Source organism: [Clostridium] fimetarium, from assembly GCF_900111235.1.
In the GTDB taxonomy this organism is placed as follows: Bacteria; Bacillota; Clostridia; order Lachnospirales; family Lachnospiraceae; genus Clostridium_N; species Clostridium_N fimetarium.
Map to the genome: position 1 here is coordinate 57,437 of NZ_FOJI01000009.1, position 17,649 is coordinate 75,085.

The window sequence follows — 17,649 nt, forward strand, 5'->3', positions numbered from 1 at the left end:
CTCAGGCGCCACTAGAGATACCCAAAGTACCATGTATTAACTTTCGTATATGGTAGCTATATCATGTATTCTACGCTTCATTTCTGTGCGGATATGTAACGGCTCTAAACACTCGCATTTATCCCCAAAACTGAAAAGAATACTGTAGTAGTATTCATTCTCTATGAAAGGAAAATTAACATTGTAATGCTCATCACCGTCTGGCGAAAATTGTTCATAAGAGCAATAATCAAGTACCCTGTCCATGACAGATTTATGAATTCGAAGTTTGATTGGTGTTTGCAGAGTTGCCAAAATATCAGTAAAATCCAACTGTGGTTTTTGATAATCTCGTGGCGTAAAAAATTCCGCTTGTATTTGTAGGTTTGACATGCGGGATAGTTTAAATAAGCGAAAATCATTTCTTTTATGGCAATATCCTTGCCAATACCAATGACTACTTTTCAATACAAGCTGATACGGCTCGGCTGTTCGTGTGGTTTTATTTCCGTGGCGGTCTGCATATTCAAACGAAAGTAGCTTGCTTTCCTGTAACGCTGTTTTGATCATTTCTAAATATGATTGTATGTTCCTGTTACCCATCCACGGACTTAAATCTATATATATTTGATTTGCTTTTAATTCAATGTCTTTCGCTCTGTCGGCGGGGATAAAACTCTTGACTTTTGCAAGGGCATTTACCAGTTCATCACCTCGTATCATGTTGGAAAGACTGGAAAGCCCCATCAAGATAGCGGAAAGGTCGGCAGTCGAAAAAACCTTTCTATCAATCTTGTATTTCTGCATGATTTCAAAGCCGCCGCCCACTCCCGATGTTGACCGAACAGGAATACCCGCCATGTTGATAGTGTCTATGTCACGGTAGATTGTGCGGGGTGAAACTTCAAACATATCTGCTAACTCCTGTGCGCCTATACGCTTCTTATCAAGGAGTATCATAATAATGCTAACAAGCCTATCAACTTTCATCTGATAACCACCTTCCAAAATTTCTTGTTATCATTGTAGATTGTTGCCATACTGTTGTCAACAATTGCAAGGTATGATAAAAAAGCAAACAAATCAATCTACCTGTCAGGAGGAAACACTATGCAAAATAAAGCCTTAGTAATCATCGATATTCAAAATGACATAACAAAGAATTACAAGGATGTTATTGGCAATATCAATAAAGCTATTGATTGGGCAGTCAATAATAATATTTATGTTATTTATATAAGGCATGAAAATTTATCAGCCGGAACGAGGACATTTAAACCCGATACATATGGGGCTGAATTAGCTTCAGACATGAAAATGGTATCAAAGAATATTTTTACAAAATACAAAGGAAACGCATTAAGTTGTGAAGAATTTACAGACTTTATTAGTAAAAATGAAATCTGTGACTTTTACATAGCAGGAGCAGATGCTGTTGCTTGTGTTAAATCAACCTGTTACAACTTACGCAAAGCAAATTATGGCGTTAATGTCCTATCAGATTGCGTTACCAGTTATGATAAAAGGAAAATTGACGAAATGCTACATTATTATGAAAGTAAAGGAAGTAAAACTATTTGTTTGAATGACCTATTAATTTAAGCTCTTTCCATATAACCGCATAGCGCGGCGGCTGGATAGTTTTGTCCAAACAGCATCATAGTCGTGGATTATCCTTTCTGACAGACAGATAACTATGTAATATCATATCAAAAACTATGTGCAAGTGTAAATTCCAGTTTGAGTTAAAATTGGGGGGTGTGGAGTGGAATTTAAAATTTCACTTTACGTATTAGATTAATAATTGAATTGCTAAATGTACATAATAATGTTACAATAACATACAAAAAGGAGGCGATTATTATGCCACAAATTAGACCGATAACAGACTTAAGAGATACAAATGAAATTTCAGAGATATGTCATTCTAATTCAGAACCGATATTTATAACAAAGAATGGATATGGAGATTTGGTTATTATGAGTATAGAAACCTATGAAAAATTAGTAGAAGGAACAAGGGCAGAGGAGATAGTTACTGAAGCAGAACCGGAGTACAAAGCAGGAACAGAATTATTCGACGCCAAAGAAGCTTTATCTTCATTAAGAAAGTTAGATATCCCTCCATTATTACGCAATAAATGAGTATTACGATACAGCAGTATCAATGTCCTCTTGATATGCAATCTCTCTAATTTTGTTTACTATTGATTTTAAGCAAATATATAGAACCCATCTGCACAGATGGATTCTATTCATTCAATAATTATTTTTATAGAATTTATATACTGAAATAGTTTTATTGATTGTGCGTTAACCCATTCTTACTGAATTTATAAAAACTTGTGATAATAACATATCCAAGTATCACCTCGATTAATGTAATATATTCTGCGTAACATATGTTCATACAAATCACCGTCCAAGGATGAAATATAACACCTATTGGAGAGTTATAAATAGTTGCCAACCAATGAATAGGTATATAACCAAGCGCTGCAAGTGAGATATATAATGCGGGCAACCCAAGCAGAATTACTTTAGGCAGATTAATTTTCCATTTCCCTTGCTTCTTTATTTCGATAAATAAGTTTTCTCCTCCTAACAAAAATCCAATCGCTATGCACATAACCATACCATAAATTATATATTTACCATCCATTTGACGCATATGATTGCCCGACACGATTGCCGATTCCGTACGTTCTCTTAAAAATACTACGATAACTATCAAAACAATATTTACCAAATACCTTAACCATGATTTGAAATTGCTGGTTGGTATCTGATTATGTAAATCATCTTTGGTGCGTTTATAGAAGCTTGTTATAATAATATATCCAAGAATAACCTGAAATATCCTCACATATCCTGTCCAATAAGAAACAATTCCGCATACCTCACACACAGTATAAGATACATTTTTTATCATATTAGACCAAAGTGGACTATCTGACGCAAATCCAAAGTTTGCAATTGAAAAATATAATGCTGGCAATCCAACCAAAATGAGTTTAGGGAAATCAATTCCCCATCTTCCACCTTTTTTAATTTCTTTTAATAAGTATTCTCCTCCTAAAAGCAATCCAATTGTTATGCAAATAACCATACATGCCATCGGATATCTCCAATCAGACAAACGACCTCTTATAAATTTTTCTTCTATATAAGCACTTAACATCACCATTGCTGCTACTAAAACAGCATAGACTAAATACTTCAACCAAGATTTCCCTCTCATATGCTCCTCCAAATCAGATTTTTAATTTTATCCCTACTCTACTATCAAATCATAGTCGGTTATAATTCCTTGCTGAGACGATACCGGCGAGTGATCACCATTTAACATAAAACTGAATGCATATCCATATATTTTATTGACACAAAAGCTATCGAGCTCCTCTTTGGTAAAGAAACCAGCTACACGAAATTTGCTGACCTGTTCCTCCTTCCCTTGATATTCCCAGTACATAGCATATCCAACATGATAGCCAAGATTGTTTAATCGCTGCAGCTCAATATTCAATTCATCTTTACTATTATTTAATGCTTTATTGTCTGCAAAAATATCGATAGCAAGGAAATATGTTAGATTTTGGTCATTATATTTTTTCAATGCATCATTAACTTCAATAAAGTAAAAATATTTCCCAGCATCAGGTGGTATATAACAGGCCGCTGAATTAGAAGTATAACTATCTATAACTTTTCCTGTTGGAACATACCGTTTGGCGACAGTCGTCAACGTTTCAGGGTTGGAGTCCTGGTCTTGCGAGGGGCTTAAATATCCGGCTATATCATCTCCAAACATTGGACCATTGGTTGATTTTGTGTTTAGGCTCCTATTATGTAGTGGTAAATTTATAAATAGTGCTCCGCTCACTATCAGCATAAAACAAGCAGCTATTTCAGCTATTTTTTTCCAAGGACGTCTATGCTTCTTAATTTTGTTCTCTATTTTTGCGGCAATAAATTCATCTATATATTTCACATCTACGCTTCCGATGGCGTCGATCAGCTGCTCGTTCTTAGTCATACAAAGATACTCCTTTCAGTTAAATAAATTTTCAGCTTTTTTCTCATCCTAGTCAGACGAACATTTACGGCATTTTTACTTATGGAATGCCTGTTAGCAATTTCCTCCACACTTTGGAATCCATAATATCGGCTCATAAATATGTGTCTATGCTCAGCAGACAGCTCACCAAGAAATTCATTAATTACATCTGAAAGATCACTATCTTCACTTTGTATTGCATTTATATTTAAAATGCATTCATCCATTTCAGCAAGCGATATTTCATACTCTGTTCCCCCGCGCTTCTTTGCAGTATAAAAACGCACACGATCAATCGCTTTCCGTCTCACGATCATACATGCATAGGAAGAAATAGATTCTGGTTCTTTCGGTGGTACCGAGTTCCAAATATCAAGCAATGTATCATTTACACATTCCTCTACATCATCATTCGAAGGTAGAACGTGGTATGCAATGCTGTGTAATAAATTCCCATAGTGTATAGAAATTTCTTTAAGTGCCACCTCACTTCGCTGCCAAAGTAATTCCATGATTTTATCATTCACATTCAACCCCCCCCCCCTTCTTATATACTGATTGCCAATACGAATACTCTTGTGTATGAAAGATTGAAAATCTCGCTCACTATATAATCGTAAAATAATCAAATAACTTTCACTTTGATTGTAAATATATTTTATTTTTCTAAATTGTCGAATTCCTGAAATTTATGCAACTATACTTAAGTCTATAATAATATAAGATCCACGAACTATCAACATTTATAACTTCAAACAAGAGAACCATAATAATTGCTTTAAAACTATATAAAATAAATAAAAAGAGATCATAAGTGTCTAAAAAGCAAATATAACACTTAATAATATTAAGAAAAAAGCACGATAATACACTTTATATCAATTGAAACACGCTATATTTAACTTTAAGTTTTGAAGTTATTGAACCATATTTACATTTGATTCTTAAGGTGTTATTCTCAAAAACGATAAGGAAACACATGAATAACATAATAAAATAAAGTGACATAAAGAAAACAGAGAAAACAAAGAAAAAGCGAATAACAGAGAAGAGGGTAAAATGTTGACAAGAATGGAATCAGACTCAATGGGTATGTTGGAAGTAGAGAAGGACGCTTATTATGGGGTACAAACATTAAGAGCAAAGAGAAACTTTTCAATTACAGGCCAAACAATGCATCAGGAATTAATTATTAGCCTGGCTAAATTAAAAAAAGCTGCAGCTATTACAAATCGTTCCGGAGGAATGCTTTCTTCAACTATTGCAAATGCCATAATAAAGGCGAGTGACGAAATCATAGCGGGGAAATTACATAATGAGTTTATAGTTGATGCCATTCAAGGAGGCGCTGGTACTTCTGCTAACATGAATGCAAATGAAGTGATTGCAAATCGCGCAATTGAAATCTTAGGGGGAGAAAAGGGAGACTATTCAATTGTTCATCCAAACGACCATGTGAATATGGCGCAGTCAACAAATGATGTTTTTCCATCAGCTGGAAAGTTAGCAGTTGTGACGTTACTTCCAAAAACGATTTATCAATTAGAACGATTAGATGCGGCATTGATGAAAAAATCATTTGAATTTGACCACATCATAAAGATGGGAAGAACGCAATTGCAAGATGCAGTGCCAATGAGACTAGGACAGTCATTTCATGCATATAGCTCTGTTATTAAAAGAGATATTGAAAGGCTGATTAGAGTAGAAAAAACTATGCATACATTTAATATGGGTGCCACAGCAATTGGAAGCGGAATCAATGTGAGCCCTATATATTTCGATAATATAGCCCAAAATGTAAGCCTTGTATGTAATGATAAATTTTATCAAGCAGAAGATTTGTTTGATGCTACGCAGAATTTGGATGGATTCGTTGAAGTATCTGCAGCACTAAAGATATGTGCAGTAAATATTTCAAAGATATGTAATGATTTAAGATTGTTGTCTAGCGGACCAAAGACGGGTCTGGCAGAAATTAATCTTCCTGCAATGCAAAATGGATCTTCAATTATGCCAGGTAAGGTAAATCCAGTTATCCCGGAAGTGGTTTCACAGGTGGCATTTAATATAATAGGAAATGATATTACGATTACAATGGCAGCGGAGTCTGGTCAAATGGAATTAAATGCATTTGAGCCAGTATTGTTCTATAAATTGTTTGAGTCCATTGAGACACTAAAAGCTGCAGCTGCTACATTAGTAGATAATTGTATACTAGGGATTTCTGCAAATGAGGAACGATGTAGTGAACTCTTAAATGCGAGTGTGGGAATATCAACAGCGCTATGTCCTCATATTGGATATAAGAAATCTGCAGAAATTGCAAAAGAGTCTTTGAAAACAGGGATTTCGGTAAAACAGTTAGTATTAGAGAAAGGTTTATTGAATTCTTCCCAATTAAAAATCATCTTAAATCCAATCATAATGACTGAACCACAAAGTGACCTTAAAAAGATGGCAATCTAAAATTACATTTTTCTTTATTTTTCCTATTGTATATTGTTACATAAAAAGATAAAATAATTAGTAACATAATAAATATATAATATGAAAGGAATTTCTTAATATATGAAAAAAATTATTTTATCAACAATACTAATAACTACCGCAATTGCACTTACTGCATGCAATTCTAATACTACTTCTAAGATTGAAGCGACGTTAGAACAGCCAATGTCAACAACGTCAGGACAAATATTAGGATCAGATATTGTATCTGCGTTACCCTCCAATGCAGCAGTCCCAGTATATTCAAATATGGCCTATTATTTGAGCGCAAAGCTAGAGGAATACAAAGCTTATTCACTTGTACATCCTGATTATACACTTGAAAATATAGTCACTTATGTGAATATAGGACTTGATAATGCATTTTATACGAATACTAAAGTGATTCAGAAGCCAGAAGATATACTGGTACTGTGTAACAAATATAATTCACTTCCAGATAATTATGTGCCAAGTGATCTAGTAGAAGTGACAACTGCTAATTCAGCTGCAAGTGGCTTGAAGCTTAGAAAAGAAGCGGCACAAGCGTTTGATAAATTGTGTGATGGTGCAAAACAAGCAGGATATACGATTTTTGGAGCTTCTGGTTATAGGAGTTATAGTACGCAGAAGTCGTTATATAATAATTATGCGGCATCAGACGGTGTTACGAATGCGGATACTTATAGTGCAAGGCCTGGATTTTCAGAACATCAGACAGGATTGGCTATCGATGTTAAAAATGCTACCGTTGTATATGATAGCTTTGGCACCACACCAGAATATCAGTGGGCTAAGGATAATGTACAAAAATATGGATTTATAATTAGATATCTGCCTTCAACAATCGGTATCACAGGATATAAGTCAGAAGAATGGCATTTTAGGTATGTTGGAGTTGACACTGCTACGGCTGTATATGCGTTAGGAATAACATATGATGAATATTGTGCTAGGTATTTGATGAAATAAGGGGGGACAATATGAAATTATTTCATTTGTCAGATTTGCATATTGGAAAACAATTGCATGGTTACAATCTAAAGGACGATCAAATTGTTGTTTTCGGGAAAATTGTTTCGGAAGTAACAAAGCAGAGACCGGATGTGATTATGATTGCAGGGGATATCTATGACAAATCGGTTCCTTCTGCGGAAGCGGTTAATGTGTTTGATGAATTTCTGACAGAATTATCGATTATTGAACCATCAATTCCGATTCTTATTATTGCAGGAAATCATGATTCTCCAGAGCGTTTGGAATTTGCTAGTCAGATTCTTGGAAAAAATAATATATATATTGCTGGAATGCCGCCAAGAAACAAGGAAGATTTTATTAAAAAGATAACACTCACGGATGAATTTGGTGAAATAGATTTTTATTTATTACCATTTATGAAACCTGGTTATGTTCGGAATGTTTTTGAGGAGCCAATCGATAACTATGATGAGGCTCTAAGACGGATTATAGAGAGAGAAAATATAGATTATACGAGACGAAATGTGCTTATATCGCATCAGTTTTATACGGCAGGAGATAAGGAAACAGTTCGAAGTGACTCTGAACTGATTAGTGTTGGCGGTATAGATAATGTTGATATTTCTGCGATAGCCAAGTTTGATTATGTGGCATTGGGGCATATTCATGGTCCACAGCAGGTAGGGCATGAACATATTAGATATTGTGGAACACCTCTAAAATATTCTGTTAGCGAAAAGAATCACAATAAAGCAATACTATGTGTATCCATAGGAGAGAAAAACACTCCAATTGCGCTAGAAAAGATTGAATTTGAGCCAATAAGAGATGTTAGAGAAATCAAAGGAAAACTGCAGGAGGTTATTGCAGCAGCCACGAAGGATAATAAGGATGATTTTATTAGTGTGATTCTAATAGATGAAGACGATTCACTTTACAAACCGAAGGATCAACTGATGGATGTATATTCCCATATTCTAGAAGTAAAGGTGGATAATCAAAGAACAAGAAATATGCTTGAAGATGCGGATGAAGTAGAAAAGATTACGGATCCGTTTTTGGCATTTGAAAAGTTCTTTTTTGCTATGCAATCTAGAGATATGACAGAGGATGAGAAGAATATTATTATTGAAATTATAAATAATGCAAAGGAGTCAGAGTGATATGAAACCGTTAAGGCTAGAAATGTCGGCATTTGGCTCTTATGCAGCTGAAACAAAAGTTGATTTTACAGCAGTAAATCATGGGATATTTTTGATCGCAGGGGATACAGGAGCTGGAAAAACAACAATATACGATGCCATTAATTATGCACTTTATGATAAAACAAGTGGAAATCAACGTGATGGAAATATGATGAGAAGTCAGTATGCAGCACTTGATGTACCCACGTTTGTTAAACTTACATTTAATTATGGCAGTAATGAATACACAATAATTCGCAATCCGGAATATATTCGAGAGAGTAAAAGAAAGAAAGCGGACGGTACGAATGATAGCGCGGCTCAAAAAGCAGAGGTTAGTCTGATTATGCCGGATGGTTCAGAATTCATTGGGAAAAAGGTAGATATCAATAAGAAGATTGTTGATATTATTGGGCTTGATGCGAATCAGTTTTCTCAAGTGGTTATGATTGCACAAGGAGATTTTCTGAAGTTGCTTCATGCTAATTCTGACGATAGAAAGATAATATTTTCTAAAATATTTAATACTAAGATATATTGGAAAATAGAAGAAGAGTTAAAGTATAGATTTAAGAGGATATACGGTAAGCTTGAGGATAATAATAAGGAATGTAGAATCATAATTAATAATGTAACAGTTAGTGAAGATAGTATGCATATAGATTCATTTTATGGGTGTAAAGAAAAGTTAGAGCCCGACTTCGAAAAGTTATTACCGTTGATTAAAGAGATTATTAATGAGCAAAAGGCAAGCCAGAAGATAATTAAGAAGAAGGAAGCAGATTTACAGACACATTTAGATGAAATAAATGCACAGCTTAAGGCTGCTAATGATTTAAATCAATTATTTGTACAGTTAGAAAATTCCAATCGTAAGTTATTAAAGTTAAAAGAACAAAAACCATTCATTGATAAGAAGATTTTGCTTGTAAATAGTGCCAAGAAGGCCGAAAAAGTGTTCGTATTTGAGGAAAGATATAGGAACGGCAAGAAAGCATATGATGATGGTGCTACTAGAATTGCAGAGTTGAGCAGGTGGATTACGGCGAACCAAAGTATCGTTGACGAGAAGAAGTCATCGGTAGAGATATTAAAACATCAAAAGGATGAGGAAGAACCGAATCTGCAGCAAATCATAGCTAGAATAGATTCCGTTATTTCAGAAGATAAAAATTTACTTAAAAATAGATTTAATGCCGGAAATAATATAGATGCAAGAGCGATAAAAACATTAAGTGAATTAAGAGAAGAATATCAAGACTGTAAGTTTGATTTTGCTAAAATGGAAGCGGATGTAACAGAATTAACTGCAAAAAAAGAGGCACTTAGCAACCTATCTAAAAATATTGAAGTTATCGAAAAGCTAAATAATATACAAAAGAGAGATTATCAAAAGTTAGATGATGCGATTGGTAGCTATCGTAGTAAATTTCAAGAGTATGAGAAATTTTATGAAACATTTTTAAGCGAACAAGCAGGAATTTTAGCAATTGGGCTGAAAGAAGGGGAGCCATGTCCTGTATGCGGGTCAATGACACATCCCAATAAAACACCATTGTCAGCAGCAGCGGTTACGCAGGAGCAGGTCGATAGAGCAAAAAAAGATAGAGATTTACAAGAAGGTCTTAGAGATAAGGCAAATCAAGCCTTTCAAATTAGTAAAGGTGAATATGATAAGGAACTAGATTATATTGAACGGGAAGCAAAGAAAATCGTGGCGATTAATTTTGTCGCAGATGACAAAGGGTTTCTATTAATATCACAAAAATTCGAGGAATTTAGTAAACAGCTTATTTCTTCTCAATATCAATTGGAAACAGCGAAGAAAAGGGCTGAAAAGTATAGAATAGAGGCAAATCAACGCCTACAATATCTGAACTTTAAATTTGAAGAAGAGTCTTATCAGTATCAAAAACTTGTCAGTGAACTGGAAGCAAAAAATGGTGCAAGAGATAACGAAAAAGCAAATTACACAAAACTTGAAGAGGAATATGTTCTGTCGCAGGAGCATTACCGAAAGTCTATTGTTGATAATGGATTTAAAGATGAGAATGACTATAAACTTAGTAAAAAGACAGAAGATGAGCTTGAATACATTCTTAAGGAAATCGAAGTATTTAAGGAAGAGAATATTCGAACTAGTGAAAATGTTTTAGTACTAACCAAGCAGACGGAAGGAAAGTCAGTGATTGAAGTTGACTCTTTACTTGAACGGCAAAAAGGCATCTCAAGGGAAAAATCAGAGATTGAAGAACGCCATAGAATTATATATAGTAGCGTGCAACAAAACTCAGATGCATTTAATAAGTTGGAAAGTTTAGCAGGTAAGCGAGAAAACTTGAAGCGGGAATATGAAAATATTAGCGTTTTAAGTAAAACTGCAAATGGTAATCTTGCAGGAAGTGCAAAAATTGATTTTGAGACATATGTACTTAGACAATACTTTAGACAAATTATAGCTGCGGCGAATAAACGTTTAATAAAAATGGTATCGAATCAATTTAAACTACAGTGTAGAAATATTGATGAATTGGGTGGACAGGGTTCCGCCGGTCTTGATTTGGATATATTTAGCATGGTGACGAATTCGAGTAGAGATGTGAAGACGCTTTCAGGTGGCGAGTCATTTATGGCGGCACTATCAATGGCACTTGGGTTGGCAGATGTAATTCAGAACTCGGCTGGTGCAGTTCATATTGAGACAATGTTTATAGATGAAGGATTTGGTTCACTTGATGATGAATCTAGGGAACAGGCAATTATGATTTTAAATGAACTTGCTGGAAATAACAGACTGGTCGGGATTATATCCCATGTAACAGAATTAAAAGAGCAAATTGATTGTAAACTAATTGTTGAAAAGAGTGAAAAGGGTAGCAGAATCAGATGGTCCTTTTAATAAAATAGAATACATAAAGAATACCTAGTATGGTTTGATAAAAAAAACAGTACTAGGTATTTTTTGACATAAAATCATAAAAAAAACTCTTATATTAGACAAAAATGATGCATGCCAAAAATGACTCTGTAAAATATAGATAAAATAATTGTATAGTAGGTGTATAAGTTGTTAGAAATGTCAGTAAGAAAGGAGAATTAGAATTAACAAAAGAAAGCAAGGCAAGAAGTAGTGAAAGATGAGAAAAAATTAGTATGATTTTAAATAGGAGGAAGAATTAAAATGATGTTTATGAAAAGTAAGACATTAAGAAAAACATTAGCTATTATGTTTTCATTTATAATGGTAGCAATGCTAGCAATCCCATCAGGTGGATTCGGATTTAGTTCAACAGCATATGCGGCTAGTACAAAAGCGGTAGATGGAGATTATTTCTTTGATTTTAGAGATGGTTCAATAATCCCAACAACTACAAAGGGAAATGTTGATGTAACTTATGAAACAATGAAAGTATTAGTAGGAACAAAAAATGCATACGGCTATAACGGAGCACAGCATGGCGTACAATTTAAGGCAGGTAATTCAATTGAAATAGCAGTAACAGGACCTACAAAAATTTCAGTTGGTGATTGCCAATATTCAAATGGTCAAAAACCTACAACTATGACATTATCTAGTTCGGATGGATCATATACACAGACATGTGATTCTGCAAAAGCTTGTTATGATGATAATGGGAATAATATGATTGTATTTACATATAAAGGAGATGCTGCAACAACACTTGTACTCTCATTTACTGGTTCAACATATGTTCCTGTCATTAAGGTAGAGTCTTTAAGCAAAACATATGCTTTTACAAATCAATCAATTATTACATCAAGTACAGCGACCACAACAGATACTACCTATGGAAGTTTAAAAGTATTAGCAGGAACAAGCTCATATTATAATCATATGGATGTACATGGTTCAGAATTTCATCCTGGAAATTCATTTCAACTATCTGTTTCAGGAGCTACAAAGGTAAGTGTTGGTGATTGTAAGTATTCTGATTTTACATCAATGACACTGAAAAGTGCAGATGGTTCATATAGTGAAACTATAAATGCCACAAGAAGCGAAACAGGAATTCTTGATTTTAAATATACTAGTGTTGATGCAACGGTACTTACTTTAACAATTAATGGTGGAACAAAGGCTTATATATCATCTATTAAAACAAGTGCAATATTTGAAGAAGTAGGCGATGTTAATGGTGTTCCTAAGGATTCCGTACACGCTTATAACTTTTCAGATGGTTCAGTAGTTGCAACATCATATGATGCAGCAACTAGATTAACATCTTTCGTTACTTCTACTGACGGGTTCTTAAAGGTAGTCAGTGCAGGAAGTTTATACACACATGATAAACAACATGGTTTAGCAATCTATAATGGAGACAGTTTTGAAGTCAAAGTTTCAGGAGATGCAGTTGTAACCTTTAATCTTTGCCAGTATGGTGCAGATAAAACAGCGACTATTGTTGCAAGTAATAAAAAAGGTGCAATTACTTCATCAAAAACACAACTTCTACAAGGGACTGAAAATGATGGACTTTCACAAGCATCATTTCAGTACGCAGGTGTTGCTACAACATTAGTATTTACAATTAGCACACCAGTGGCAGGAGCAGAAATGTACTTACATGGTATGAATGTATCTGATCTTCCAGCAGCACAGGCTACGCCTACATTAGTCGGAAATGGTAAAGTTGATGTATGGGATCTTGGTGCACAACAATTAGATACAGCAAAGTATAACAACATGTTATCTGAAAGTATCATTAACAGTTGGTATCCTTCTACAATAACAGCTGGTAGTGCAGGAAACTCTTTAGGATCATTTGCTACAGCTGAACTTATGTTTGTTGCACAAGGTTACACAAATAACAGACTTAGAACATCTAATAAAAATCTTACAAGATATGATGAAAAAACTGATATTATAGTTGATGGTACAACATTGTCAGGTTATGTTTATTCAAATAATGCGGCCAATGCTACACTCAGTTTAGATGTTAAAGCTTATAAGAATGATATTTTAACAGTTTATGCTGGCTCAAATGGCGCGGACTCAACAATTTACTGTGTATCTCCAACAGGCGTTATTCAACAGGGAATGTCAAATGGAACGGGTGTAAAACTTACATTTGCAGCACCAGAATATGGCCTATACAAAATCTACTCAACAGATGAAAAATTAGTTATTTATAGAGTAGAAAGAGCGCATACACAACCGATTTTAGTTACTGGAAATGTTGACATAACAGCAGCAACTGGAATTGCTGCAAAAAATTATAAAATTAATTTCACTAATAAACAAACAGGTGAAGTAATTGAAACTTCAGTTGTTGGTGGATCATATAGCGCATATTTAAATGAAGAGTTTGATTATAATATTACATTAGCAAATGCAAATGGTTATATTATAAGTAGTCAAAATGCAGTTAAATATGCAAAAGGAACTGGAAATTCCACATTGTCAATTACAATTAAATCAGTTGATTTGGCGACTGTAACAGGAGAAATTGTAGGACTTTCTGCAGCAGCCTTAGCTAATTTAAAATTATCATTTGTAAATACAGATATGATTTATGTTCCTGATTTTACAATTAGTGGAACAACAATAACGGCAAAATTAGAAAAAGGTGTTACATATAAAATAGTTGCTAATAATATTAATGATTATTATCTATCAGATATATCAACAATTAATAAAACAGCTGATGTAACGCAGAATATTACATTTGCATTAAAACCAACCTATAAGGTTTCATTAAACTTAGCCGAGCTTCCAATAAATGTTGCAGCAGGAGCTACGGTAACATTTACAAATATCAATGAAACTGGATACAAATATACTTTTAATGCTGCAGATCCTATTAAATTAAGAGATGGACAATACAAAGTAGTAGTGAAAAATATTGGTACCGATGCATATGTTCAAGCATTAACTTCAGATTTGAAGGTTAATGGAGCAGATGTAAGTAAAACCGTTAAGTTTAAAAACAATACATCATGGGATTTTTCAGTATATAACGGTAATCCAGGTATCGAAACAATTGCTGGAAGCCAATATTACTTAGGATTAGCATTAACAGGTGCAGTTCTTGAAAACAAGACTTATTTACTTGTTAATACAGATGGACAAATAGCAATTCCAGTTAAAAAAGGAAACATTGTTAATTTATCATACTGTTATTGTGCTTCATTTAGCATAGACGGTGTTCAAGCGGTTGATGCAAAATCTGGAAGTACAACACAGATTGATTCATACCAGTACGTAGCAACACAAGATGGAGTTGTAACAGTAAAAGGTACTGCAGGAACTACATCTTCACAAACATACTTTACATCTATTGCAGTTTCAGCGACGGTTCCATATAGTGCAAAAGTATATGTAGGCGCTGACAAACAATACAAGACGATTAACGCAGCTCTTGATGATGTTAAAAAGATGGCTAGATTAAATAATGAAAGAGTTGAAATTGTTATTAATCCAGGCAACTATGAAGAAATGTTAACAATTAATATTCCTAATGTATCGCTTGTAAATGCAGCAGGAACAAGCGCAAGTATTGCATTAGCAAATAAAGGCGTTGATATTACAAATAACGCAGTAAGAATTACATCATATTACGGACATGGTTATAGCTATTATAGTATGATTAGTGGATGTAAATATGATGAAGAGACACTTGCAGTTAATGAAGAAAATGGATATCTTACAACAGTAAATCCAGGCTCAGGAACAACAAACGGATCCTATTGGAATGCAACAGTTGTTGTTAATGGAAGTGGATTTGAAGCGAATGGTATCATTTTCGAAAATTCATACAATCAATATATTTCAGCAAAAGAAGCAAATGATACTGTAGTTGAATGGGCAACAGGCGGAAAAGGAACAAGACCAACAACTGTAGGTGATACATCAGTTCAAAATAAATCTTTCGTAGAAAGAGCAGCTGCAATTGCAGTTAATGGAGACAAATCAGTATTCTCCGGTTGTAAATTTATCGGAAGACAAGATACATTATACGGTGCAACAGGAATTACTTCATTATTCCAAAAATGCGATATTTTAGGTGCAACAGATTATATCTTCGGTGGAATTACCGCAGTATTTTATCAATGTAACCTTACAATGAATACTGACAGTGCGGCTACAGCAGATACATCATATATTACAGCAGCACAGCAATCTACGGGTAGAGGATACTTAATGTATAACTGTAATGTAACGTCTACTACACCAGGTGTTGACACAGCATCAGCTTATCGTTCAAAGCCAGGATATTTCGGTAGACCATGGGCAGCGAATACATCAGAAGTAGTATTTTACAAGACAACGGTACAAGCAACAGATGATTCTAATAATGTAGGAGCATCTTTAATATCAAAGATTGGTTGGCTTGATTCATTAGGTGGTCAATCAACAAAAATGTATGAATATGGCACTATGGATGCAACAGGAGTTGATAATAGTACATCAAGAGCAACATGGTCATCCGTATTGACAACACCAGTTCTTAACGATGGTACAGCAATCTCAATTGCAGCATTCCTCGGTGATTGGGTAACTACATTACAAGCTAGAGGTTTAGCTTTAGATTTAACAGATTCACAATTTACATCATTAAGTACTGTTACAGGTACACTCGAAGAGCGTTTAGCAGCATATAATAGTCTTACAACAGTGATTACTTCAGCAGGAGCGATTACATCAACAGTATATACAACAGACAGCTATGCAACATTAACTGCAGCAATTAAAGCAGCTAAAGCGATTGTAAGTACAGATGCTTTAGGTACTATTAATTCAACAACAACTGCATTAAATAGTGCAGTAGCAGGTTTAACAAAAAAAGGTGCTGATTATTCAGCTCTTAATAAAGCGATAACAGATGCGCAAGCGCTAACCTCATCAATGTATACTGCAAATAGCTATGCAGCAGTAACCACGGCACTTCAAGCAGCAAAAGCTGTTGATAGTACGTTGAAGATTGATGCTCAGGCAACAGTTGATGCAGCAAGAACTTCATTAAATAATGCAATAGCAGGTTTGACAAAACTCGGTGCTGATTATACAGCTCTTAATAAAGCGATTGCAGATGCACAAGCTCTTTCGGCAACAATTTATACAGCAAGCAGCTATGCATCAGTAACAACAGCACTTCAAGCAGCAAAAGCAGTTGACGCTACTTTAAAGATTGATGCTCAAGAAACTATTAATTCAGCAACAACTGCATTAAATAATGCAATAAAAGCATTAGATATTCAAAATGAAGTAATTCCAGCGGTAGGTGTTACCGGTGGTCAGGTTGTTGATATAACTAATGTTATTCCATCAGGTGCAAAACTTGCTATACAATCAGTTGTATTTGGAACAGCATATGATACCGCAGCAGCAATCGTTAAACAATCAAGTAACAATTTATCTCAATTCGCAGTATTTGAAATAAATCTTACAGATTCATCTAATACAGCAATTACACTATTAGGTGATAAAGTAAGAGTTACACTTCCAATACCAAGTGTATTTGATCTTACTAAGACAATTAGTGTGTTCCGTGTTGAATCAAATGGTAGTCTTACAAAACTCGATACACAAATTGTAGATAGAAAATGTATATTTGAAACAAATCATTTCAGTACGTACGTTATTGGGGAAGTTGCAGCAACTATAACTACAACTGATCCAGCAACGGTAGTAACAACTGATACAGCAGTAACTGCAACAACTGTTGATACGACAACAAAGACAGGTGATACATCACCAATAATGGTATATTTAGTATTATTTATGGTATCTGTTGGCGCAGCAATGTTAGTAATCAGAGCGAAAAAGAAAGAAGTAAAAGAATAATATATAAAATATCAATTAGACGGAATAGTTAGACAGAATATTCACACAAACATAATTGATGCGAGATACCAAATAATATTGGTATCTCGCGTTTTTTACTTGATTGTAGGTATGAAAAAACATATAATAAAAATATATTATTTTATTTAATTAAG

11 protein-coding genes are annotated in these 17,649 nt (G+C 34.3%); 7 read left to right on the forward strand and 4 right to left on the reverse strand.

Translation table 11 applies throughout. The features are described 5' to 3' along the window. Positions 1-36 precede the first annotated feature (36 nt). Positions 37-969, reverse strand: a complete 933-nt coding sequence (locus BMY18_RS12045; RefSeq protein WP_092454356.1) for a helix-turn-helix transcriptional regulator — start codon at positions 967-969, stop codon at positions 37-39. Positions 970-1,089: 120 nt separating this feature from the next. On the opposite strand from BMY18_RS12045, the gene BMY18_RS12050 reads away from it, so the two are divergent. Beyond that, complete coding sequence (locus tag BMY18_RS12050; RefSeq protein ID WP_092454358.1) at positions 1,090-1,581, forward strand: cysteine hydrolase family protein; 492 nt, start codon at positions 1,090-1,092, stop codon at positions 1,579-1,581. A 261-nt stretch (positions 1,582-1,842) separates the two neighbouring features. Then, positions 1,843-2,124, forward strand: a complete 282-nt coding sequence (locus BMY18_RS12055) for a type II toxin-antitoxin system Phd/YefM family antitoxin (protein ID WP_092454360.1) — start codon at positions 1,843-1,845, stop codon at positions 2,122-2,124. Positions 2,125-2,278: 154 nt separating this feature from the next. On the opposite strand, the gene BMY18_RS12060 is transcribed toward BMY18_RS12055, so the two are convergent. The 3 genes from BMY18_RS12060 to BMY18_RS12070 are packed head-to-tail and all read right to left on the reverse strand — an operon-like array spanning position 2,279 to position 4,563. Beyond that, positions 2,279-3,220 (reverse strand): hypothetical protein, encoded by a 942-nt coding sequence (locus BMY18_RS12060; protein WP_092454362.1) that lies wholly within the window; start codon positions 3,218-3,220, stop codon positions 2,279-2,281. 33 nt (positions 3,221-3,253) lie between these two features. Further along, positions 3,254-4,015, reverse strand: a complete 762-nt coding sequence (locus tag BMY18_RS12065; protein WP_092454364.1) for a hypothetical protein — start codon at positions 4,013-4,015, stop codon at positions 3,254-3,256. After that, complete coding sequence (locus tag BMY18_RS12070) at positions 4,012-4,563, reverse strand: RNA polymerase sigma factor (protein WP_139197274.1); 552 nt, start codon at positions 4,561-4,563, stop codon at positions 4,012-4,014. The genes BMY18_RS12065 and BMY18_RS12070 overlap by 4 nt, the downstream gene beginning before the upstream one ends. A 532-nt stretch (positions 4,564-5,095) precedes the next feature. Between BMY18_RS12070 and BMY18_RS12075 the strand changes: the two genes are divergently transcribed. The 5 genes from BMY18_RS12075 (at position 5,096) to BMY18_RS12095 (ending at position 17,494) form a co-directional block, all read left to right on the forward strand. Beyond that, entirely contained in the window at positions 5,096-6,505 is a 1,410-nt protein-coding gene (locus BMY18_RS12075; protein ID WP_092454368.1) for an aspartate ammonia-lyase, read from the forward strand. 102 nt (positions 6,506-6,607) lie between these two features. Continuing rightward, positions 6,608-7,498, forward strand: coding sequence for a M15 family metallopeptidase (locus BMY18_RS12080; protein ID WP_092454370.1), 891 nt, complete (start codon positions 6,608-6,610; stop codon positions 7,496-7,498). An 11-nt stretch (positions 7,499-7,509) separates the two neighbouring features. Next, positions 7,510-8,667, forward strand: coding sequence for an exonuclease SbcCD subunit D (locus BMY18_RS12085; RefSeq protein ID WP_092454372.1), 1,158 nt, complete (start codon positions 7,510-7,512; stop codon positions 8,665-8,667). A 1-nt stretch (position 8,668) separates the two neighbouring features. Continuing rightward, positions 8,669-11,587 carry an AAA family ATPase gene (locus tag BMY18_RS12090; RefSeq protein ID WP_170841389.1) on the forward strand — a complete coding sequence of 973 codons (2,919 nt, stop codon included), beginning with the start codon at positions 8,669-8,671 and terminating at the stop codon, positions 11,585-11,587. Positions 11,588-11,869: 282 nt separating this feature from the next. Next, positions 11,870-17,494 (forward strand): pectinesterase family protein, encoded by a 5,625-nt coding sequence (locus BMY18_RS12095; protein ID WP_092454376.1) that lies wholly within the window; start codon positions 11,870-11,872, stop codon positions 17,492-17,494. The last annotated feature ends 155 nt before the right edge of the window (positions 17,495-17,649 follow it).